Origin of the sequence: Kribbella sp. VKM Ac-2569 (genome assembly GCF_004216905.1) — a bacterium.
Taxonomy (GTDB): domain Bacteria; phylum Actinomycetota; class Actinomycetes; order Propionibacteriales; family Kribbellaceae; genus Kribbella.
In genome coordinates this window covers 1347741-1367861 of record NZ_SGXJ01000002.1, presented here as the reverse complement: position 1 = coordinate 1367861, position 20121 = coordinate 1347741, and the positions used below count along the sequence as shown (strand labels likewise).

Sequence of the window (20121 nt, the reverse complement as noted above, 5' to 3'; positions counted from 1 at the left end):
AGTTCGTGTTCACGCTCCGAGGATAGCTCATCGCCCTGTCAGCGACTGGACGATCAGCTCGTTGCGGGCGTCCTGGCCCAGCGGCACCGTCGGGTGTACGCCGTCGCGCAGGTAGTTGAGCAAGCGGTACGGCTTGACCCAGAGCCATTCGGCCCAGCGGATGATCTTCAGGTTCGGGTACTTCTCCTGCTGGTCGTACAGCTGCATGTTGAGCCACGAGCTGTTGCGCTGATCGGCGAGCTGCACGGTCGAGGTCACGCTCTTGCGGACGACCTGGATGTTGACCCAGTACAGCGTCCGGTTCGGGCCGACGATGCTGATCGCCCGCGCGACCTGGGCCGCGAACTTCGGCGGGTCGAAGATGTCGTTGGACCCGCTCGCCATCAGGATCCGCCGCGGCAGGCCGTACGTCGACGCCCACTGCTGCAGCGCGTCCACCGCGCCGGAGGTGGGCCGGCTGGACCAGTTGTGCACGGCGAGCGGACTGCCGTCCCGGCCCTGGAGCCGGATCGCCAGCGACTTGCCGTCCTGGACGGAGATGCTGTCGCCGAACATGAAGACGCCGTTGACGTCCTTGGTGTGCTGGATCTGGGTCGGCGTGGAGATCGCGCGTTGGGCGCCGGCCCAGGAGCCGAGTACGCCGGAGCCGTAGGGACCGGTGGACGACGACGTCGTCACCGCGAACTCCGTGGACTCGGCCGAGGCCGTGGATGCGGTGGTGGCGGATGCGGTTTCGGTTGAGGCGGCGACCGTGGCGGCAGCCGCAGCGGCGGCTCCTACCGTAAAGATCTGCCGCCGGTTCGGTTTCATTTGCCTCACCGGAGAACTCTGGCCGCCTGCGCCGGTACTCGCAAGTCCGAATCTCACTGTCCGCAGTCGGCTCGCGGCACGATCGGGCCAGAAATTGCGGCTTTTCTGGCAGGGACTGCAAATTCTGTAACGCTTTGCAGTCCGCCGCCGATGAATCAACTGTTGGACCACCGACGGGCCGGCGCGACCAGGGAGGGGTGTCGCGCCGCCCGTTTGGTTTGTGTCCGGCCGGCGTCAGCCCGTCGTCAGTTTCTCGATCAACGGCCCCGCGACTGCCATCAGCTCCTCGGGTGACGCGTCCAGGCCGTCCAGCCTCACCAGGTGCCGCGAGATCACGAGCCCGAGAGTGAGCGCCCCGATCACGCCGGATCGCACCACCACGTCCCCGGACAACTGCGCCGTGCTGGCCGGCCTGATGGGCACCAACGGCATCCCGCACTTCGTCACCGGCATCACCGCCCGCGAGTACCCGAACCTGACCGGCAACTCGGCCACCAACAACGCGGTCGGCGGTCTGGCCGCCTTCGCGATCGCCGGCGCCCTCCTTGCCCTGGCGCAGGTCGGCGACCATCCCCGCGCGGCGTTGGTCGCCGCCTCCCTGGGAGTCGTCGGCATGACCGTTTTCCACGCACGGCGAGGCGCTTACCGATTAAGTGTCAGGTTCGGGAAACCCCTACCGGAGTCCTGAAGGTTAAGGTCAAGGGCATGAGTGGTGAGGCGCTGCTGGTCTTCGACGACGGGTTGACGGCGTACGACTTCGGCCGTGGGCACCCGATGAGTCCGATCCGGGTGGAGCTGACGATCAAGCTCGCCCGGGAGTTCGGGGTCCTCGACCAGCTCAAGGTCGTGCCCGCGCCGACCGCCGACGACGCGCTGCTCGAGACCGTGCATACCGCGGAGTACGTGGCCGCGGTCAAGCACGCGGGGGAGAACCCCGACGACGCCGATCCCGTGCACGGACTCGGTACGTCGGACACGTACTGCTTCCCGCACATGCACGAGGTCTCCGCCCGGATCGCCGGCGCCTCGGTCGAGGCGGCCCGCTCGGTCTGGGAGGGCGACGTCCTGCATGCCGCGAACGTCGCCGGCGGCCTGCACCACGCGATGCCCAACCAGGCCAGCGGTTTCTGTGTCTACAACGACCCGGCGATCGCGATCCAGTGGCTGCTCGACCACGGCGCCGAGCGGGTCGCGTACGTCGACGTGGACGTTCACCACGGGGACGGCGTACAGACCGTCTTCTACAACGACCCGCGTGTGCTCACCGTCAGCCTGCACGAGTCACCGACCACGCTGTTCCCGGGTACCGGGAGCGCCGGCGAGACAGGCGGACCGGGCGCCGAGGGTACGTCGGTCAACGTCGCGCTCCCGCCCGGGACCGGGGATGCGGGCTGGTTGCGGGCGTTCCACGCGGTCGTCCCCGATGTCGTGAAGGCGTTCCGTCCGAGCATCCTCGTCACGCAGCACGGGTGCGACTCGCACGTCGAGGATCCCCTGGCGCACCTGACGAAGACGATCGACGGGCAGCGTGCGGCGTACCTGGCCTTGCACGACCTCGCGCACGAGGTGGCCGCCGGGAAATGGGTCGCCACGGGCGGCGGCGGGTACGCGATCATCGACGTCGTACCGCGGGCCTGGACTCATCTGCTGGCGATCGTGGCCGGGCACCCGATCGACCCCGCCACGCCGGTGCCGGAGGCCTGGCGCGAGGACGTCCAGCTGCGGTTCGGCCGGGTCGCGCCGGTGCGGATGACGGACGGCCGCGACGCGTCGTACGTCGACTGGTCGAGCGGCTACAACCCCGACACCTGGCTCGACCGCTCCATCAAGGCCACCCGCGACGCCAGCTTCCCTTTGTTAGGCCTCGATCCGACCTATTGAGCATCCGAGCTACTGAGCCGTGACCGAGTCACACGAGTCCCCCTCTTTCCCATTCGTACCAACAGCCACTACGCTCGTGCCATGCACGGACGGAGGTGCCGGAGGGGAAGCCGGCGCACGATCCGTGCTGGAAGTGCGGTGCGCAATGGCATCAAAGAAGTCCGGCGGTGAGTCGCCGCTCGCCGAGGTGAAGTTCCTGACCGTGGCGGAAGTCGCCACGGCCATGCGCGTGTCCAAGATGACGGTGTACCGGTTGGTGCACTCCGGTGAGCTGCCCGCGGTGCGGGTAGGTCGTTCGTTCCGGGTGTCGGAGGACGCCGTGCACGACTACCTCAAGGGCGCCTTCTTCCAGGCCGGATAACCACGAGAAGCCGGAGGGGCCGGATCCTGTTCAGGACCGGCCCCTTCGTCATGCGTTCAGCGCCTGTGGAGGGCTCGTAGCGCCTGCGCGGCCTGTGCGATCGTCTCGTCCGGCAGTCCGGCCCACAGCTCGTGGTGGGCCGCCGAGCTCGCCTTCACGGCCTGCTCCGCGAGGCTGATGCCCTCCGGGGTCAGCCGGATCTGCGTCCCGCGTCCGTCGTCCGGATCCGATTCGCGGACGGCCAGGCCGCGGCGGACCAGCTGATTCGTCACGTTGCTGGTCCCGCCCGACGACAGCAGCAGGCTCCGGACCAGGTCCGAGGGCTTCTGGCGGTACGGCGTACCGGACCGGCGCAGCGAGACGAGTACGTCGAACTCGGCCATGGTCAGCTCCAGGTCGCGCAGCACCCGCCGCGTCGACGCGTTCATCTCGCCGGCGAGCATCATGATCCGCTTCGTCAGCTCACTGGTCGGATACAGCACCTCGGGCAGCTCGCGCTCCCAGGACGAGATCAGCCGGTCCACAGGGTCGTCGGTCACGGTTGACAGCCTATCTGCCTTTGATGATAGCTTTCTTCAAAGCTTTCTACTGAGGGAGATCGACGTGAGGCTGTTGCTCAAGGGCGGGACGGTGATCGACACCTTCCCGGAGGTCGTCGTACGGCGCGACACCGACGTACTGATCGAGGACGGGCGGATCGCGGCGGTCGGGGCCGGGCTGACCGCGGACGCCGAGGTGATCGACGCGCGGGAGCGGATCGTGCTGCCCGGGTTCGTCGACACCCATCGGCACCTGTGGCAGACCGCGTTACGCGGGATCACTCTCGACGCGGGTCTCGGGGTGTACTTCGAGCGGGTGCTGGGCGACTACGGGTCGAGGTTCCGTGCGGAAGATGTTGCGGCTGGCAACCTTGTCGGCGCGCTGGAGTGCTTGGACGCGGGCATCACCACGGTCCAGGACTACTCCCACGTGCAACGTTCCCCGGAGCAGGCCGATGCGGCGCTGGATGCGTTGGAACGCAGCGGGATCCGGCCCGTCTTCGGGTACGGCCCCTCGCCGCTGGGTGGTGCTGCGGTCGATGCCGGGGAGATGCGCCGGATCATGGCGCGTCAGTCGGAGCGGCTCGAGTTGGCGGTGGCGGCGATCGGGCCGGCGTACGCGCCGTTCGAAACGGTCCGCGAGGACTGGGAGCTGGCCGACTCGCTCGGTGTGCCGGTGGTCGTCCATGTCAGCAGCACGTCGCAGACCTCTGACCCGATCACGCGGTTGCGGGACGCCGGGCTGGCGCGGCCGAACACGTTGTACGTGCACGGCAACAACCTGCCCGACTCCGAACTGAAGGTGATCGCCGAGACCGGCGCGGCCGTTTCGGTCACGCCGACGGTCGAGGCGCGGATGGAGATGGGCCCTCAGCTGTCCGGTCGGCTCCGTGAGGCCGGGATTCCCTTCAGCCTCGGGATCGATGTCGTGACCACGGCCGGCGGCGACATGTTCCGTGCGATGCACGAGGTGCTTTCCCTTGGCTACCAGGCGTTTACAGCCGCTGAGGTGCTGCAGTTGGCGACGTACGGCGGAGCTCGAGCGCTCGGGTTGCCCGACGTGGGGTCGCTCGCCGTCGGCAACAAGGCCGACGTCGTGCTGCTCCGCAGTACGGACCTGAACCTGGTCGGCGGCCTGCACGACCCGGTTGCGACCGTGGTGACCGCAGCACATCCGGGGAACGTGGACACGGTCCTGGTCGGAGGTACGCCAGTCAAACGAGACGGTCGACTCGTGAGCCCATCGCTGCCGACGGCTCTCGCCGAGCTTGCCGAGTCGACCGCCTATCTCACTGGAGCCGCCTAGCGGCTGAGGAGCTGGCGGATGGCCGTGTTGATTTCGGTGGGGTTCTGCTCTGCCATGAAGTGTCCGGAGGTGGTGGTTTGATGACGGAGATCGGGAGCCCAGGTCTTCCAGAGGGCCGCGGCGTCGAAGCCGAGTGCGGCGCCCCAGTCCTGCTGGATCACGGTCACCGGCATCCGCAGCTTGTTGCCCTGGGCAAGATCCTCCTCGTCGTGCGTGACATCGACGGTCGCCGAGGCGCGGTAGTCCGCGACGATCGACGGCACCGCTTGGCGACAGGCCTCCAAGTACGCCGAGCGGACGTCGGGTGGGATCGCCGCGGGATCGTTCGCCCACTGGTCGAGGAAGTACCCGAAGAACTCGTCCGAGCTGGCGGCGATCATCTGCTCAGGCAACCCGGTGGGCTGCGCCATCAAATACAGGTGGAAGCCGACGGACGCGCTGGTCCCGTGCATGACGTCCCACATGTCGAGCGTCGGCAGCACGTCCAGGCACATCAGATGCGTGACCACGTCCGGGTGGTCGAGACCAGCGCGGAACGCGACCAAAGCACCCCGATCGTGCCCGACCAACGCGAACTGCGAATGCCCCAACGCATCCGCCACCGCGACAACATCCGCAGCCATGCTCCGTTTCGAATACCCCTCAACCGGCTTGTCGCTCGCGCCGTAGCCCCGCAGATCCGGACAGATCACGGTGTGATCCACCGCCAACTCAGCCGCAACCCGTCGCCACATCAGATGCGTCTGCGGAAACCCGTGCAACAACACCACCGGAGTCCCCGAGCCGCCAACAGCAACGTTCAGCACCACACCATCCGCACCCGGCACCCGCCGGTACTCAAAGCCTTCAATCTCCATGTCGCCCAGCCTCGCCGACCCCGATGAGCATCGGATGAGCGCTACCGTGGCGTGGTGGAGTTCGGGGTGCTGGGACCGGTCGTTGCCTGGGAGCAGGAGCCAGCCGACCTGACGGTGACTCCGGTTGATTTGCGAGGGCCGCGGCATCGGGCTGTGTTGGCGCGGCTGATCGTCGCGCGGGGGCGGGTCGTGCCCGCGCAGGTGTTGGTGGACGACTTGTGGATCGATCCGCCGGCGGGCGCGTTGAGTGCGGTGCGGACGTTCGTGGCCGCGCTGCGTCGAGCGATCGAGCCGGAGCGCGCCCCGCGCGAACCAGCCCGGTTGCTGGTGACCTCAGGCCCCGGCTACGCCTTGAAGACAACGAACGTCGACGCCTGGCACTTCGAGACAGCAGTACGAGCCTCAGGCCCCAGCGGCGGGTCGGCCGTGCGAGCGCCCGGCTCGAGAGATGGGTCGGTGGGTTCCATGGTGCCGCCGGAGGAGCGGTTGGCGGAGTTGTTGGCCGGGTTGGGGTTGTGGCGTGGGCCGGCGTACGCCGAGTTCGTGGACGAGCCGTGGGCGTTGGCCGAGCGTGCGCGACTGACCGAGTTGCGACTGCACGCGGTGGAGCAGATCGCGGAAACGCGCCTGGAGTTGGGCCTCGCGGCGGAGGCGGTGCCGGACCTCGACGCGCATGTCACCGAGCACCCGTGGCGCGAGGACGCCTGGCGGTTGCTGGCCCTCGCCCTGTACCGGAGTGAGCGGCAAGGCGACGCCCTCGCCGTACTGCGTCGCGCCCGAGAAACCCTGGTGGGCCAGCTCGGCGTAGACCCCGGTCCCGCCCTCACCCGCCTGGAGACCGACATCCTCAACCAGGCCGCGCACCTGACCCCGGGCGGCAGTGTGTGGGCAGAGACGACCGCGGCGTACGACCGCGCCGTCGGCGGGACGCGCGCCCGGATCGAATCGACCGTCGGCCTGCTCCGCAACCTCGCGGTCACCGGCGGCGGCGGACTGGAGGCTGCTCGTCGACACCGGCTCGCAGCGATCGCCGCGGCCGAGGAGCTCGGCGACCCCGACCTCACCGCCCGCGTGATCGGCGCGTACGACGTACCAGCGATCTGGACCCGCTCAGACGACGAAGCGCAGGCCGCTGCCATCGTGGCAGCCGCCGAACGCGCACTGCCGACCCAGGACCACGCGAGCATCCGCGCACGACTGCTCGCCACGATCGCGCTCGAGTCCCGAGGCTCCCGTTCGCCGCGAGCACGCGAGGCAGCGCTCGAGGCCGAGCAACTCGCCCGCGGCCTCGACGATCCCGCGCTGCTGGCGTTCACGTTGAATGGCGTCTTCATGCAGACCTGCTACCGCGCCGGCCTCGCCCCACAACGAGACGCGATCGGCGCCGAACTCGTCACCCTCTCGCAACGCCACAACCTCTTTACCTACGAGGTTCTCGGCCATCTGATCCGGCTGCAATCCGCCTGCGCACGAGCCGACCACACCACCGCCGACGAACACGCAGCAGCCGCCGACGCGTTGGCCGCCCGCCACGAGCTCCCGCTCGTCGCCGTCTTTACCCGTTGGTACGCCGCCCTGCGTGACGACACCCCCGAGTCGTACCGCGCCGCTGCCGCCCTGCTCGACGACGCAGGCATGCCCGGCCTGAGCGCCGGTCTCCTCCCGCTGGCGTTGGCTGCGCACGCCGTACGCCATGGCGACCCGATCCCGACGGCCGACTACGGCCCGCACACCCCGTGGGTGCACGGATCGCCGGATCCGCCACCGGGCCTGCTGTTAGAGGCGTACTGGGCCTTGACCGCCCACAGCACCCAGGACCCCGAGCTGTTGGCGAGGGCACAAGCCGCGCTGGCCCCGGCGGCCGACGAACACGCGGCAGGCAGCGGTCTGCTGACCCTCGGCCCGATCGCCGACTCCCTGCGTTAAAGGTCGTCCGGAGAACCGCTCTCGGACTTCCGATCGGCCTGCTGCCGCAGCTCGTAGTGCGACTGGTGCGCCGTCGTCCGGTACGCCTCGTCGTGCGCTGCGATCGCGCCCGCCACCCCGGACCCGCGCCCGTGGCGCTTTGCCCAGGAGGCGAACCAGGTCAGCCCCGCGAGCACCACGGCGAGTCCAGCGAGAAACACCAGGTAGGCCATTTCTCCAAGCTACCTCGCACTCCCAGCCGGCTCCCAGGAATCTGGCAGGACCGTCGCAGACCGTGCGATCAGGATGGAATCACCAACCTGAAGGAGGCTTCCCGATGCCGATCCGAATCGTCAAGACCGTTGCCATAGGCACCATCGCGACCCTGGGGCTCGCCGCCGTCGCGTTCACCCCTGCCGCCTACGCGAGCACCACCACGAAGACCGCCACCCCTCACCTCGCCGTCCTCACCAAGCCAGTCGTCCCGGTCGCCGTCCGCAAGGCCGCCTGAGATCCTGGGCAGTTGGCTATCGGCTGACCGAGCTGCCGCTGGAGCAGGTGGTGGACAAAGGGCGCGAGCTGACGCTGTTCACCTGGGAACACCTCGCCTGACTTCAGGCCGCTTTGCGCGCCCGGACCGCCAGTGAGTGCGGGATGTCCTGGCCGGCGGGCTCCTCGAAGCGGTCGATGGTCAGGCCGCTTGCGATGATCGCGTTCAGGTACTCGGGGAGCGGGACGTGCCGCATGCCGATCCGGCGCCGGATTCCCTCGTCGCTCCACCAGGGCGAGGCCTCGTGCCAACCGGATTGGCGGTACGTCGGATGCACGACCCGCGTACCGTCGTCGGCGTACAGGACATGCGGTCCGTTGAAGCAGGGGTGTACGCCGTAGGCGACGAGCACCCCGCCGGGACGCAGTACCCGGGCTGCCTCGAGCAGGACCGCGCCGAAGTCGTCCACATCGGTGGAGATCCACAGCGTGATCGCGGTGTCGAACGACTCGTCCGGGAACGGCAGCGCCGCGGCGTCGCCGATCATCAGCGGACTGTCGGTCCGGGTCCGGGCGAGCCGGAGCTGATCGCCCGAGAAGTCCAGCCCGACGACGCTGCGCCCGCTGGCCCGGATGGTCTCGAAGTTCCGCCCGGTACCGCAGCCGATGTCCAGACACGGCCCGGATCCGGGGCCCAGCAGCTCCAGCAGACCCGGTTGATGATCATCCGAACCGACCACGAAGCGTTCGTCGTACCACTCCGCCAGACCGTCGTACCGAGCCCGCATTCAGCCTCCCCAGGTAGGGTCCCAGTCTACTGGTGCAGCCTCCTTTAGGTCGGGACAGTGACCTACGGGTAAGCTTTGCCGACGTTCTCTTTGAGTTTGGATGGTCAGACGTGGGTTCCGTAATCAAGAAGCGCCGCAAGCGTATGGCGAAGAAGAAGCACCGCAAGCTGCTGAAGAAGACGCGGGTGCAGCGCCGCAAGCTCGGCAAGTAGTCCGTTCTGCCGCGCCCGGTCCGGCTGGGGGTTGCTCGTGGCACAGGTAGTGATGGTGACCGGCGTCTCGCGGGACGCCGGTGCTCGCTGTGCCCGCAGACTGGCTGACGACCCGTCGATCGGCACTGTTCTCGGTGTCGACGTGGTTCCGCCGCGCGCGGAGCTGGGGCGGGTCCGGTTCGTCCGGGCGGATATTCGTAACCCGGTGATCGCCAAGGTGATCGCTGCCGAGGACGTGGACACGGTCGTTCACACCGGCGTCGTGGCCACGCCCGGCAGCGCCGGCGGTCGGTCGTCGATGAAGGAAATCAACGTCATCGGCACCATGCAGCTGCTCGCTGCCTGCCAGAAGGCGCCCGGCGTGGCCAAGCTGGTGGTGAAGTCGTCCACCACGGTGTACGGCGCGGGCGCGCGGGACCCGGCGATGTTCACCGAGGAGATGGCGCCGCGGGCGATCCATCACCACGGACTGAGCAAGGACGCGGTCGAGGTCGAGGGTTACGTGCGAGGTTTCGCGCGGCGCCGCCCCGACGTCTGCGTCAGCACGCTCCGGATGGCGAACTGGATCGGCCCCAAGACCGATTCCCCGATCACGCGCTACTTCGCGATGCCCGTCGTACCGACAGTGTTCGGGTACGACGCCCGTCTGCAGTTCCTGCACGAGGACGACGGCGTCGAGGCGATCCACCACGCGACCGTCAACGATCTTCCCGGGACCTTCAACCTGGCCGGTGACGGCGTGCTCTCGCTGTCCCAGGCGATCCGGCGCCTCGGCCGGCCGACTCTGCGGCTGCCTTCGTTCACCGCGTCCAGCACTGCGGCCGCCGTACGGCGAGCCCGGCTGGCGGACTTCTCACCTGACCAGATCACCTTCCTGACCTACGGGCGGGGTGTGGACACGACGCGGATGCGGACCGAGTTCGGGTTCGAGCCGAAGTACTCGACCGCGGAGGCGTTCGACGACTTCCGGCGATCGCTCGGGACCGGCGCGATGACCCGGGTTTCCAGCTTGCTCACCGCGGGCCTGGGGGCGCTGCGTGGCTGACGCGGACGTGATCCCGATCGGCTCCGGCGGCCGACCGGGCCGGGGAAGCGGACGTCGTACGACGCCCTCGGCCGCGGCGCGTGCGCTCGCCGGACCCGGTGGCCGCACGAAGAAGAAGGCTCGCGTCGACAAACGGCCCGACGCTGGCGAGACGCCGGTCGAGCCGGTTGGCGCCGTACCGGATGTCGATGGGCCCGAGGCGCCTGCTGGTTTTGACTTCGCGGGGCTCGAGCAGGCGGTGCGGGGGCTGTTCGGGGAGGACGGGGAGCGGCGGGTCGCCGAGTGGCTGGCGTTCCTGCGTCGGCGGTTGACCGGGGAGTACGAGCTCGACGAGTTCGGGTACGACTCCGACCTGACCGACCAGGTGCTGCTGCCGATGCTGCGTCCGATGGTGGAGAAGTGGTTCCGCGTCGAGGTCCGCGGGATCGAGAACATCCCGTCCGACGGCAGCGCACTGATCGTCGCGAACCACTCCGGCACGATGCCGCTCGACGGGCTCGTCACCCAGGTGGTCGTCGCGGACCACACCGGCCGTCCGCTGCGCACGCTCGCCGCGGACCTGGTGTTCCAGACGCCGTTCGTCGGCGAACTGTCCCGCAAGGGCGGCGCGACACTGGCGAACAACGACGACGCCGAGCGGCTGCTCCGGCAGGGGAACCTGGTCGGTGTCTGGCCGGAAGGCTTCAAGGGGCTCGGGAAGCCGTTCGCCGAGCGGTACAAGCTGCAGCGCTTCGGACGCGGCGGGTTCGTCAGCGCGGCGATGCGGACCGGCGTACCGATTGTTCCGTGCTCGATCGTGGGCGCCGAAGAGATCTATCCGCTGGTCGGCAACATCGCCTCGCTGGCGCGGTTGCTGGGCGTCCCGTACATCCCGATCACGCCGTTCTTCCCGCTGCTGGGCCCGCTCGGCCTGATCCCGCTGCCGTCCAAGTGGCTCATCGAGTTCGGCGAACCGATCCGCACCGACGACTTCCCCGACGGCGCCGCCGACGACCCGATGCTGGTCTTCAACGTCACCGACCAGGTCCGCGAAACCATCCAGCAGACCCTCTACACGCTCCTCATGCAACGCCGCAGCGTCTTCTTCTGACAGGCCCGGCGCGGCAGAGCAGACGACGCAGCCCCCGGCACGTGGTTGTTGTGCCGGGGGCTGCGGGTGCTCGGGTTTCCGTCTACTTCCAGGGTGGGAGCAGGGTTTGGATGACTCCGGGCAGGTTGATCAGTGGTGTTGTCGGGAACGGCCACGGCCACGACGGCGTGGTCGGGTTCAGCGTAGAAGGCAGCACGGTTGGCGTCGCAATCGGCGAGTTTGACGACGACGGCAGTGGTGGCGTCTTCAGGCTGGTCGGCGGCGGAGCGGTGGACTCCACGATGGTGGTGTTCGGCAGCTTGGTCGGCACGGTGGTCGGCTGCAGGCTGGTCGAGTCGACCGGTGTCGGAACTGTCGTCGCCGATGCCTTGGGGCTCGACGACGCCTTGACCGGGTTGCTCGACTCGGAGCCGGTGCCGGGGCTGGTGCGGTTCGGCTGGTTGTTGTTGGTGCCGGTGCTCGGCGAGCCCGACGGCTTCGGTGCCGCACACTTCGGGCATGCCGCCGAGGTGTGCTGCGCCAGCTGCTCGATCGTGGCCAGTGCCTCGACCCCGGACTTCAGCGACTCCGGCGGGAGTTTCGGCGCGAGCTCGACCAAAGCCTGGCGGGCGCTGGTGATGAACGCCGTGATCGCGGTGATCGAACTCTCGTCGTTGTCCTGCTGGTACGACGCGACCAATCGGGACACGCCCTTGCGGGACTGCGCCGAGAAGTCGTCCAGTGTCGCGTTGATCGTGCCCACCGAGCCGCCGTTGCCGGCCAGCTCCTGGACTTCGGACAATCGGGTCATCGCGTGCTCGAGATCGCGCCGGCCGCGGGAGTCGTCGCCGACTCCGACGTTGGTCGCCACGTTCTCGATGCTGCGCTTCATTCCGTACAAGGTGCCGGGCATGGCCTGCTGAGCGGCGGCGGCGGAACCGATGCCACCTCCGAGCAGCACCAGCGCGGCGGTGCTGGCCACGAGCCGGATTCTCCGGCCCTGGCGACGACGGATATCTGTCACGGACGCGCCAACGTCCTCGCTACCCGGCGGGTCGTCCGAGTCGTCTGGTGCGGTGTGCACCGTCAACGGAGTCGCAGTGGTCGCCGCGCGCGCCGCCGCCTGCTCCAGCAGGCGGTGCCGCAGCTCGGCACTGAACTCCGGTCGCGGGGCAACTGCGCCGGCGGTCCTCAGCCGTCCGACGAGCTCCACAGCTTCCAGTAACTCGGGGTCATCGCCCAGTCGCGTGGAGTGACGGGGCCCGTGATCGACGGCGTGCGCGAATGCCTCCGCGCGCGCTCGAGCCCTGTGTAGGTCACTCATGAGTTCTCGTTCTCCTCAATGGCCAGTCGGGGTCACCGACAGGTCCTCACCAGGCAAACGAGGTAACTCCCTGACGGGTTACGAAAGACGTTCGTTGTCATCCGCCTCATCTCAAGTCCTTGGGGATAACCTTCGCCAAGTGCCGTACGGCCCTTAGTTGGAGTTGCTTGACGGCGCCCTCGGATTTCTCCAGCGCCTTGGCCGTTTCGGCGATCGACAGACCGGCGAAGAACCGCATCGTCAGGCAGTCGCGCTGCTCGTCGGGCAGGCCGGCGACCGCGTCCCGGAGCACCTCGGCGGTGGCTGCGGCCAGCACGTCGATCTCCGGGCCTTCGGTCTGCCGGTCGTGGGTCTCGATCTCGTCGGTGACCACCTCGAGCCGGACCCGGCCCGACTTGTAGTGGTCGGTGATCAGGTTCCGGGCGATCGTCACCAGCCAGGCGCCGAAGTCCCGGCCCTGCCAACGGAACGAGTCCAGCGCGCGGAGCGCCCGGACGAAGGTCTCGCTGGTCAGGTCTTCTGCGAGTGCCGAGGACGACACCCGTGCGTAGATGTAGCGATAGACGGTGAGCGAGTACTCGTCGTACAGCTCACCGAAGGCACCGACGTCCCCGGCCTGGGCGCGATCGACGAGCTCTGCACGTCTCATCCCGTCCGGGCTTGGCTCCGGCGTGGTCAAGTTTTCTCCCCGTTCAACTGACACGTCGTTCGACACATCCGCGAATGGCCACAGCGACTGGGACAGCACTGAACGTTACTGCTCAGATACGTGCTGTCAACAGGCTGGGGCGTGCCGCCTTCCGTCCGGTCCGATGGTCACGAATGCGCCAGCGGACTGCGTCCGCGGTACGGAGCAGCCTGCTGTCGGGGGTGGTGCATCGCGCATGAGGTCCCCGCTCGCGGGCGGGTTTCTGCAGTGTGAGGTTCAGCAGAAGCGCGCTCGCGAAGTCACCTGTATATCGGTGGTTACGCTCCGCTGCAACCGTTCTGTGAAAGACGGTTGGTCCCGGAGCGAATCCCGGCCGTGACAGACTCGCCTGGTGAACGTGAATTTCGCGGACATTCTTCGTGACACAGCGCAACGGCACGGCGAGCGTCCGGCGCTGGTCGACGGGGATCGGCGGCTGACCTGGAGCGAGCTCGACCAGGCCGTCGACCGGACCGCGCAGGGGCTCGCCGCAGCCGGTCTGGTGCCGGGGTACCGAGTGCTGCTCCTGGTTGCCAACAGCATCGAGTTCGTCACGTCCTACCTGGGCATTCTCCGCGCCGGGCTGGTCGCCGTACCGCTGAACACCGGGCTCACCAAGCCCGAGCTGGCGGCCGTCACGGCGCACTCCGGAGCCCGGTTGGCGATCGCCGGACCGGGGCTCGGGGACCGGTTCGAGGGCGTCCGTACGGTGGCGCCCGACGAACTCCAGGGTGACGCTCCGTTACCGCCGTCGAAGGATCCCGAGACGCTCGCGGTGCTGCTCTACACGTCCGGAACCAGTGGAGATCCGCGCGCCGCGATGCTCACCCATCGCGCCCTCGCGGCGAATGTACGGAACCTCAGCGAGCTCGGCGAGGACCGGATGGGGCCCGAGGACGTCGTGCTCGGGGTGCTCCCGATGTTCCACGCCTTCGGTCTGAACGCGGTCCTCGGCTGGGCGGTCGCCACCGGTGCCGCGCTCGTCGTCGAGCAGCGCTTCGACCCCGAGGAGACCCTCGCCCTGGTCCGTCAGTACGGCGTGACGCGGCTGCCGCTCGCTCCGCCCGCACTGCACGCGCTGCTGACCCGCTCCGATCTGAAGGAGGCGCTCGAGACCGTCAAGGTCGTGCTGACCGGCGCGTCCACGCTGGATCGTGCGCTCGCGGACCGCTTCGAGCAGGCCGCCGGGCTGCATGTCCATCAGGGATATGGCCTGACCGAGGCGTCCCCGGGCGTCACCACGACCCTCGGCGAGGCCGAGCCGAAGCCCGGCTCGGTCGGCCGCGCGCTGCCGAACGTCGAGATCCGGATCGCCGACGAGCAGGGCGAGGACGTCGAGGGCGACGACCCCGGCGAGATCCTGATCCGCGGCGGCAATCTCTTCTCCGGCTACTGGCCGGACGCCGTCGACGGCCCCGACGCGGAGGGTTGGTACCGGACCGGTGACGTCGGGTACCTGGACCCGGACGGCGACCTGTTCCTGGTCGACCGGCTGCGGGAGCTGATCATCGTGTCCGGGTTCAACGTCTTCCCGAGCGAAGTGGAGGACGTGCTCGTCGGCGCTCCCGGCGTACGGGAGGCCGCGGTCATCGGCGTACCGTCCGAGGAGACCGGCGAGGCCGTCAAGGCCTTCCTGGTGCCGTTGCCGGACGCATCGGTCGACATCACCGCGGTCCGGGAGTACGCCGAGGGCCGGCTGGCGCGGTTCAAGTGCCCGGTCGAGATCGAGGTGACGGACTACCTGCCGCACTCGGTCACCGGAAAGGTCGCCAAGGGCCGGCTCCGGGAGGCCGACCGGTGAGCCGTGTCCTCATGTACGGGAAGCCCGGCTGTCATCTGTGCGACGACGCGCGGGAGGTCATCCGGGCGGTCTGTGCCGAGGTGGGTGCGGACTGGTCCGAGGTGGACATCACGCAGGACGACCAGTTGTTCACGCAGTACGGCGAACAGATCCCGGTCACGTTCGTGGACGGGAAGCAACACGACTTCTGGCGGGTCGACCCCGCCAGACTGCGAAAGGCCCTGATGAGGTAGGGGTCACTTCCGCCGATTTTGTTCTCACGTTCACAAGCTCCTAGAGTAAGAGAGCCGCCGGTCGTCAGACCGCGGTGAACCAACCGCTCCCAGGAGAATTGTGACGCGTGCCAGCAGCCGTCGCCCCGGCCCGCCGACGAGAACCGAACGCGGCATCCCCGAGGCGACTGTCGCGCGCTTGCCGGTCTACCTGCGGGCCCTGACCGCGCTCTCGGACAGTGGCATCGCGACCGCGTCGAGCGAGGACCTGGCGACCGCGGCCGGCGTCAACTCGGCCAAGCTCCGCAAGGACCTGTCCTACCTGGGCTCCTACGGCACCCGCGGCGTCGGGTACGACGTGGAGTACCTGCGGTACCAGATCGCCCGCGAGATCGGCGTCACCCAGGACTGGGCCGTGGTCATCGTCGGGATCGGAAACCTGGGTCACGCGCTGGCGAACTACTCGGGCTTCGGCACCCGCGGCTTCCGGATCGTCGCCCTGCTGGACGCCGACCCGACCCTCGTCGGCGAGCGGATCGGCGACATGGAGGTCCGCGACTTCGCCCAGCTCGAGGAGATCGTCGAGGCCGACCGGGTCTCGATCGGGGTCATCACCACCCCCGCCGGTCCCGCGCAGGACGTCTGCGACCGGCTGGTCGCCGCCGGCGTGACCAGCATCCTGAACTTCGCGCCCGTGGTGCTGTCCGTGCCCGACGGCGTCGACATCCGCAAGGTGGACCTCTCGATCGAGCTGCAGATCCTGGCGTACCACGAACAACGAAAGTCCGGAGAGGCGGCGCTCCCCCAGGTGCCCGAACTACCAGCGCTGAACGGTATGCCGGATCTCCCGAGTGTCGGGGGAGGTGTCGGCGCATGAACGAGCGAAGCGAGTTCATCATCCAACACAGCGTGATTCGTGCCTCATCCGCGCCCGGAGCGAAGCGAGGACGCGGATGAGCTACCTCGTGGTCGGCATCAGTCACCGCTCCGCTGCCATCGACGTACTGGAGCGGGTCGCGCTCGACGCGGACGCGGCGACCAAGCTGGCCCTGGCGGTGCGGAACTCCGCGGCCGTCGCGGAGTCCGCGGTCCTTGCCACCTGCAACCGGACCGAGGTCTATGCGACCGTCGACCGGTTCCACGCCGGGATGGACGAGGTCACCGCGATCCTGTCCGACGTCACCGGCGTACCGCTGCTGGATCTGGCCGAGCACCTGTACGTGCACTTCGAGGAAGGTGCGGTCGCGCACCTGTTCCAGGTCGCGGTCGGGCTGGACTCGATGGTCGTCGGCGAGAGCCAGATCCTCGGCCAGGTGAAGGAGACGCTGCGCGTCGGCCAGGACCTGGAGACCATCGGCACCGACCTGAACGCCCTGTTCCAGCACGCGTTGCGGGTCGGCAAGCGGGCTCGTACCGAAACCGGGATCGACTCGGCCGGCCGCTCGGTCGTCTCGGCCGGCCTGGACGCGGTCGGCGGCTTCGAGGGCCGCCGGGCACTGGTCGTCGGCGCCGGCTCGATGGCCTCGCTGGCCGCCCAGACCCTGCTCAACGGTGGCGCGAAGACCGTAACCATTGCCAACCGCAACTACGACCGCGCGGTCGCGCTGACCGACCGGATCGGCGGTACGGCGATCCGCCTGGCAGACGTGCCCGAAGCATTGCGCGACGCGGACCTGGTCGTGTCGTGCACCGGCGCGCGCGGCGTCGTACTGGCCGCCGAGACGATCCGCAACGCGACCGACGGCCGGCCGCTCGGCGTCCTCGACATCGCGCTGCCGCGGGACGTCGCTCCCGAGGCGGCCCGGATCCCCGGCGTCACGCTGATCACGCTGGCCGACCTGATCGGTACGGCGGGCGGCAGCCAGGCCGACATCGACGAGGTACGCCGGATCGTCGGCGAGGAGACCGGTTCGTTCGAGGCGACCCGCCGGGCCGCTTCGGTGGCGCCGACCGTGGTCGCGCTGCGGGCGATGGCGAGCTCGCTGGTCGACGTGGAGCTGGCCCGCCTCGAGCGCCGGCTGCCCGAGCTCGACGAGCACGAGCGGCACGAGGTCGAACGGACCATCCGTCGCGTCGTCGACAAGGTGCTGCACAACCCGACCGTCCGCGTGAAGGAGCTCGGCGGCGATCCGGGCGGACCGACGTACGCCGACGCGCTGCGTCAACTGTTCGCCCTCGACCAGGCGACCGTGGACGCGGTCACGATGCCGAAGGGGAGTGAGCAGGCATGATCCGGCTCGGCACTCGCCGCTCCAAGCTGGCGACCGCGCAGTCGACCATCGTGGCCGACCAGCTGCGCGCGCTCGGTCACGAGGTCGAGCTCGTCCTGATCACGACCACCGGCGACGTCAACCGCGCACCGGTAGAGCAGATCGGCGGCACCGGCATCTTCGTCAGCGCACTGCGCGACGCCCTGCTGGCCCACGAGATCGACATCGCCGTGCACTCCTTGAAGGACCTGCCGACCACGCCGCTCGACGGCCTGACGCTCGGTGCCATCCCGGTCCGCGAGGACCCGCGCGACGTCCTCGTCGCCCGCGACGGCCTGACGCTCGGCGAACTGCCGCACGGTGCCCTGGTCGGCACCGGCGCCGCACGGCGCGCCGCGCAGCTCGACGCGCTCGGCCTCGGTATCGAGTGCACCGGGATCCGCGGCAACGTGGACACCCGGATCGGCTTGGTCACCGACGGCAAGTTGGACGCCGTGGTGCTCGCGAGGGCAGGCTTGTCCAGGTTGGGCCGGCTCGCCGAGGTGACCGAGACCCTGGACCCGATCCAGATGCTGCCCGCGCCGGGACAAGGTGCCCTGGGCATCGAGTGCCGCGCGGACGACACCGACGTACTGGCTGCGCTGGCTCCGCTGGAGGACCAGGCGACCCGCGTGGCGGTGACGGCGGAACGGCAACTGATGGCCACGCTGGAGGCAGGGTGCACGGCTCCGGTCGGCGCGCTCGCCGAGGTGGTCGAGGGTGAGGACGGCCCCGAGCTCTGGCTGCGGGGCGCGCTCGGCCAGGAGGACGGCGTACGGCGGCTCTCCGCCAACGGACCGGTGGACGACCCGGTGTCTCTCGGCAAGACGCTGGCGAACGAGTTGCTGGAGCGAACATGACACCGGCACAAGGCACGAGCACTGCGGCCAAGAAGACGGCCCACAGGACGAGCAGGAAAACGACGAGGGCGAAGGCAGACGTGAGCGCGAAGACAGCCGCAACCGCGGCACCTCAGAAGGCCGCGACCAGTACCGTCAAGCAGACCAAACCGCTCGGCCATGTCACATTCGTCGGCGTCGGCCCCGGTGACCCGGCCCTGCTGACGATCGCGGGCCGCGACGTGCTCGCGAACGCCGACGCGGTCGTTGTCGAGGGCCCCGAGCACGACGCGTTCCTGACCTACTGCAGGCCGGGCGTCGAGGTCGTGGACGGCTCCGGCGCCGAGGGCAGCCGGGCGCTGCGGGTCGCGGCCCGGGCCCGCCTGGTGGTGAAGACGGCCAAGTCCGCGGCGAACGTGGTCCGGCTGCTGACCGGCGACCCGTTCACCTTCTCCAGCGGCGCTGAGGAGGCGGCCGCGTGCAAGAAGGCGGGCATCGGGTTCAACGTGGTGCCGGGCGTCAGCGAGGTGAGCGCGGTTCCGACGTACGCCGGGATCCCGCTGACCATGAAGGGCGACCGTGAGGTCACTGTCGTCGACCTCGCCGAGAACAAGCTCGACCTGAGCCGCCTGCAGCCGAAGCAGACGCTGGTCCTGCTGAACGCCTCCGAGGTGCTGAAGGAGACCGTCGCGGCGCTGATCGAGGCCGGTTTCGACGCGTCCACTCCGGTCGCGGCGACGGTCTGCGGTACGACGACCTCGCAGACCAGTGTGGTGGGGACGCTCGAGACGATCGTCGCCGACGTGCGGGCCGCGAAGGTGACCGGCGAGGCCGTGATCGTGGTCGGTTCGGTCGTCGAGCAGCGCGAGGCCTTGTCCTGGTTCGAGACCAAGCCGCTGTTCGGCTGGCGGATCCTGGTCCCGCGGACCAAGGACCAGGCCGGCCCGCTGATGGACCGGCTGCGTCGGTACGGCGCGATGCCCGAGGAGGTCCCGACGATCTCGGTCGAGCCGCCGCGCAACCCGCAGCAGATGGACAAGGCGATCCGCGGTCTGGTCGAGGGACGCTACGAGTGGGTTGCGTTCACCTCGGTCAACGCGGTGAAGGCGGTCCGGGAGAAGTTCGACGAGTACGGGCTGGACGCGCGGGCGTTCTCCGGGCTGAAGATCGCGGCTGTCGGCGACAAGACCGCCGAGGCGATCGGTGCCTGGGGCATCCGTCCGGACCTGGTCCCGTCCGGTGAGCAGTCGGCCGCCGGGCTGGTCGAGGACTGGCCGCCGTTCGACGAGGTGCTGGACCCGATCAACCGGGTGTTCCTGCCGCGTGCGGACATCGCCACCGAGACCCTGGTCGCGGGGCTGACCGATCTCGGCTGGGAGGTCGACGACGTCACGGCGTACCGGACCGTCCGGGCCGCTCCGCCGCCCGCGCCGACCCGCGAGGCGATCAAGTCCGGCAAGTTCGACGCGGTCGTGTTCACCTCGTCCTCGACGGTGCGGAACCTGGTGGGTATCGCCGGCAAGCCGCACGCGTCGACGGTGATCGGCGTGATCGGCCCGGCGACGCTGAAGACCGCGGAGGAGCACGGCCTGCGGGTCGACGCGATGGCCGAGTCGCCGTCGGTCGAGGAGCTGGCCGACGCCCTCGCCCGGTTCGGTGCGGATCGGCGTGACACCATGGTGGAGGCCGGGGAGCCGGTCACCCGCCCGTCCGAACGTCGTTCGGGTTCTCGTCGAAAGAGCTGAT

23 protein-coding genes are annotated in these 20121 nt (G+C 69.1%); 16 read left to right on the top strand and 7 right to left on the bottom strand.

Annotated features, from left to right (window positions below; genetic code table 11):
* Positions 1-27: 27 nt before the first annotated feature.
* Positions 28-678, bottom strand: a complete 651-nt coding sequence (locus EV649_RS19765; RefSeq protein WP_241998384.1) for a hypothetical protein — start codon at positions 676-678, stop codon at positions 28-30.
* On the opposite strand from EV649_RS19765, the gene EV649_RS41680 reads away from it, so the two are divergent.
* The 4 genes from EV649_RS41680 (at position 659) to EV649_RS19750 (ending at position 3052) form a co-directional block, all read left to right on the top strand.
* On the top strand, positions 659-940 hold the full coding sequence (locus tag EV649_RS41680; RefSeq protein ID WP_241998382.1) for a hypothetical protein: 282 nt from the start codon (positions 659-661) through the stop codon (positions 938-940). The two genes, EV649_RS19765 and EV649_RS41680, sit on opposite strands and share 20 nt — an antisense overlap.
* A 216-nt stretch (positions 941-1156) precedes the next feature.
* Positions 1157-1498: a hypothetical protein gene (locus EV649_RS19760; protein WP_130384891.1), complete on the top strand. Its 342-nt coding sequence runs from the start codon at positions 1157-1159 to the stop codon at positions 1496-1498.
* A 17-nt stretch (positions 1499-1515) separates the two neighbouring features.
* On the top strand, positions 1516-2691 hold the full coding sequence (locus EV649_RS19755) for an acetoin utilization protein AcuC (RefSeq protein WP_130384890.1): 1176 nt from the start codon (positions 1516-1518) through the stop codon (positions 2689-2691).
* Positions 2692-2836: 145 nt separating this feature from the next.
* Positions 2837-3052: a helix-turn-helix domain-containing protein gene (locus tag EV649_RS19750; protein WP_112248247.1), complete on the top strand. Its 216-nt coding sequence runs from the start codon at positions 2837-2839 to the stop codon at positions 3050-3052.
* A gap of 56 nt (positions 3053-3108) precedes the next feature.
* On the opposite strand, the gene EV649_RS19745 is transcribed toward EV649_RS19750, so the two are convergent.
* Positions 3109-3591: a MarR family transcriptional regulator gene (locus EV649_RS19745; protein ID WP_130384889.1), complete on the bottom strand. Its 483-nt coding sequence runs from the start codon at positions 3589-3591 to the stop codon at positions 3109-3111.
* Between the two features lie 64 nt (positions 3592-3655).
* Between EV649_RS19745 and EV649_RS19740 the strand changes: the two genes are divergently transcribed.
* Positions 3656-4897 carry an amidohydrolase family protein gene (locus EV649_RS19740; protein WP_241998381.1) on the top strand — a complete coding sequence of 414 codons (1242 nt, stop codon included), beginning with the start codon at positions 3656-3658 and terminating at the stop codon, positions 4895-4897.
* On the opposite strand, the gene EV649_RS19735 is transcribed toward EV649_RS19740, so the two are convergent.
* A complete protein-coding gene (locus EV649_RS19735) occupies positions 4894-5754 on the bottom strand; it encodes an alpha/beta hydrolase (protein WP_130384888.1) in 861 nt (286 codons plus the stop codon). The two genes, EV649_RS19740 and EV649_RS19735, sit on opposite strands and share 4 nt — an antisense overlap.
* Before the next feature lie 54 nt (positions 5755-5808).
* Between EV649_RS19735 and EV649_RS19730 the strand changes: the two genes are divergently transcribed.
* Entirely contained in the window at positions 5809-7680 is a 1872-nt protein-coding gene (locus EV649_RS19730; protein ID WP_198682566.1) for a BTAD domain-containing putative transcriptional regulator, read from the top strand.
* On the opposite strand, the gene EV649_RS19725 is transcribed toward EV649_RS19730, so the two are convergent.
* A complete protein-coding gene (locus EV649_RS19725; protein WP_130384886.1) occupies positions 7677-7892 on the bottom strand; it encodes a hypothetical protein in 216 nt (71 codons plus the stop codon). The two genes, EV649_RS19730 and EV649_RS19725, sit on opposite strands and share 4 nt — an antisense overlap.
* Positions 7893-7996: 104 nt before the next feature.
* On the opposite strand from EV649_RS19725, the gene EV649_RS40835 reads away from it, so the two are divergent.
* Positions 7997-8170 (top strand): hypothetical protein, encoded by a 174-nt coding sequence (locus EV649_RS40835; protein ID WP_157996265.1) that lies wholly within the window; start codon positions 7997-7999, stop codon positions 8168-8170.
* A 103-nt stretch (positions 8171-8273) separates the two neighbouring features.
* Here the strand turns inward: EV649_RS40835 and EV649_RS19720 are convergent, their stop codons facing one another.
* Positions 8274-8936: a class I SAM-dependent methyltransferase gene (locus EV649_RS19720; protein WP_130384885.1), complete on the bottom strand. Its 663-nt coding sequence runs from the start codon at positions 8934-8936 to the stop codon at positions 8274-8276.
* A 110-nt stretch (positions 8937-9046) separates the two neighbouring features.
* Between EV649_RS19720 and EV649_RS19715 the strand changes: the two genes are divergently transcribed.
* The 3 genes from EV649_RS19715 to EV649_RS19705 are packed head-to-tail and all read left to right on the top strand — an operon-like array spanning position 9047 to position 11283.
* The gene (locus tag EV649_RS19715) at positions 9047-9148 is read left to right on the top strand and encodes an AURKAIP1/COX24 domain-containing protein (protein WP_008356322.1); all 102 of its coding nucleotides are present in this window, start codon (positions 9047-9049) and stop codon (positions 9146-9148) included.
* Between the two features lie 37 nt (positions 9149-9185).
* Entirely contained in the window at positions 9186-10193 is a 1008-nt protein-coding gene (locus tag EV649_RS19710; RefSeq protein ID WP_347233136.1) for an NAD-dependent epimerase/dehydratase family protein, read from the top strand.
* Entirely contained in the window at positions 10186-11283 is a 1098-nt protein-coding gene (locus EV649_RS19705; protein WP_130384884.1) for a lysophospholipid acyltransferase family protein, read from the top strand. The genes EV649_RS19710 and EV649_RS19705 overlap by 8 nt, the downstream gene beginning before the upstream one ends.
* Before the next feature lie 82 nt (positions 11284-11365).
* Here the strand turns inward: EV649_RS19705 and EV649_RS19700 are convergent, their stop codons facing one another.
* Both EV649_RS19700 and EV649_RS19695 read right to left on the bottom strand, forming a co-directional pair.
* Positions 11366-12475: a DUF5667 domain-containing protein gene (locus EV649_RS19700; protein WP_241998379.1), complete on the bottom strand. Its 1110-nt coding sequence runs from the start codon at positions 12473-12475 to the stop codon at positions 11366-11368.
* A gap of 217 nt (positions 12476-12692) precedes the next feature.
* The gene (locus EV649_RS19695) at positions 12693-13235 is read right to left on the bottom strand and encodes a sigma-70 family RNA polymerase sigma factor (protein WP_130384882.1); all 543 of its coding nucleotides are present in this window, start codon (positions 13233-13235) and stop codon (positions 12693-12695) included.
* A 391-nt stretch (positions 13236-13626) separates the two neighbouring features.
* On the opposite strand from EV649_RS19695, the gene EV649_RS19690 reads away from it, so the two are divergent.
* The 6 genes from EV649_RS19690 to EV649_RS19665 all read left to right on the top strand — a co-directional run bounded on the left by EV649_RS19690 (position 13627) and on the right by EV649_RS19665 (position 20120).
* Positions 13627-15075 carry an AMP-binding protein gene (locus EV649_RS19690; RefSeq protein ID WP_130384881.1) on the top strand — a complete coding sequence of 483 codons (1449 nt, stop codon included), beginning with the start codon at positions 13627-13629 and terminating at the stop codon, positions 15073-15075.
* Positions 15072-15308 (top strand): glutaredoxin family protein, encoded by a 237-nt coding sequence (locus tag EV649_RS19685; protein WP_241998370.1) that lies wholly within the window; start codon positions 15072-15074, stop codon positions 15306-15308. Before EV649_RS19690 ends, EV649_RS19685 begins: the two co-directional genes overlap by 4 nt.
* A gap of 100 nt (positions 15309-15408) precedes the next feature.
* Positions 15409-16164, top strand: a complete 756-nt coding sequence (locus EV649_RS19680) for a redox-sensing transcriptional repressor Rex (RefSeq protein WP_130384880.1) — start codon at positions 15409-15411, stop codon at positions 16162-16164.
* A 76-nt stretch (positions 16165-16240) separates the two neighbouring features.
* Positions 16241-17518, top strand: coding sequence for a glutamyl-tRNA reductase (locus EV649_RS19675; RefSeq protein WP_130384879.1), 1278 nt, complete (start codon positions 16241-16243; stop codon positions 17516-17518).
* Positions 17515-18396 (top strand): hydroxymethylbilane synthase, encoded by an 882-nt coding sequence (gene hemC, locus EV649_RS19670; protein WP_130384878.1) that lies wholly within the window; start codon positions 17515-17517, stop codon positions 18394-18396. Before EV649_RS19675 ends, hemC begins: the two co-directional genes overlap by 4 nt.
* Positions 18393-20120: a uroporphyrinogen-III synthase gene (locus tag EV649_RS19665; RefSeq protein WP_130384877.1), complete on the top strand. Its 1728-nt coding sequence runs from the start codon at positions 18393-18395 to the stop codon at positions 20118-20120. Before hemC ends, EV649_RS19665 begins: the two co-directional genes overlap by 4 nt.
* The last annotated feature ends 1 nt before the right edge of the window (position 20121 follow it).